1 protein-coding gene is annotated in these 1221 nt (G+C 62.7%); it reads right to left on the bottom strand.

All coding sequences use genetic code 11. The features are described from left to right. The coding region (locus tag GOALK_RS24515; protein WP_306302394.1) for a hypothetical protein at positions 1–335 on the bottom strand (335 nt) is incomplete at its 3' end. Positions 336–1221: the final 886 nt, after the last annotated feature.

The following is a 1221-nucleotide window of genomic DNA, read 5'->3' as shown; positions in this document are numbered from 1 at the left end:
TCGCGCTGGGTATTCCGGCAGCGGTTGTCGGAGCCGTGGGTGGTGCAGGTGTCGGCGCGGTCGCAGGGGCACTCATACTCGGTATCCCTACTTTCGGTGTCGAGGCACCGTACGGGGCTGGTGTTGGCGCTTTGATCGGCGCGGGAGTTGGTGGCGTTGGCGGTGCTGCGGCAGGCGCTGCTCTCGGTTTCGCACTCGGCGGCACTGCAGGCGGTCTCCTCGCGTACTCGCTCGGTGCCGGTGATCCGGGGGCGGATCCGGATGAACCCTGGCAACAGAACGGGCCTCGGCGTGCGGCGCCCGAGGCTGATGGGCCGAGCCAGTTCGAGTTCCACCTTTCACCTGAGGAAGCACGCCGCTCTGGTCTTCCTGCTGTCGATTATGTGGTCAACCACCGCGGGAACGTGAATCTCAAGCTCGGGACTTCAACCCATAAGTGGTCAGGTGAAGAGGCGCGAGCACCGTACGCGGTTCTAGGTCCGGGGGCTGAAAAGTCTGTTCGAGACTGGACCAGGGCGCAATCAGACAGCGTGAAGAAGGCGATTCCGGGTAGCGAGGTTCTGTGGCCGGCGGAAAGCACACGGTAGTTCGGGTGGCCATTGGTTCGGCCCTCACGAAGCCTGACGGACGCTTCCTGAGACGAATCAGCGCATAGAGACAGGCGGAGAGAAGATATGAAAAGATTGGCAGTGGCCGCGGCGGCGTCTGCAGTTGCTGCGACTGCAAGTTTGGTCGGGGCGGGGCAGGCGTCCGCCTCTCCTATACCTCACTTTCCTGCGTCGACTTCCTTCGGGACGTTCGGCGACCACTCCTTTTGTCGTGGTGTCTTGAGGGTCGATGTCGACGCGCCGCCGCAAAAGCGCGGTGTCGTGCGGGTGACCGTTACCTCTCTTGGGTTCACAGGCAATGGGGCAACGTGGAAGCGAAACCCAAACTGTCGCATGCGAATTAACACGCTCTACAACGGTTCCGCGGGGCTTGGTCGGGAGAAGTGGGTCACCGCTTCGTTCGGTCCTCGTAGCGGCGCGAAGAAGGTTTGGGAAGTCGCCACGGGATCAGGTCCCGCGTCTATCGGTTTGACGACCTATTCGGTAAACAGTCCCGTCCGCGTGCGGCAGGGATACAACGGTGGCGCCTACGTGCTCGTTCCGTAGGGCGCGCCGTAATCCGGGTTGACTAGTGAAGTTCGCTGGGAGAGGGAGCGCAGCGGTGACCCAGAGT

The sequence above is a fragment of the Gordonia alkanivorans NBRC 16433 genome (genome assembly GCF_000225505.1).
GTDB lineage: Bacteria > Actinomycetota > Actinomycetes > Mycobacteriales > Mycobacteriaceae > Gordonia > Gordonia alkanivorans.
This window is presented reverse-complemented; position numbering and strand designations above follow the sequence as displayed.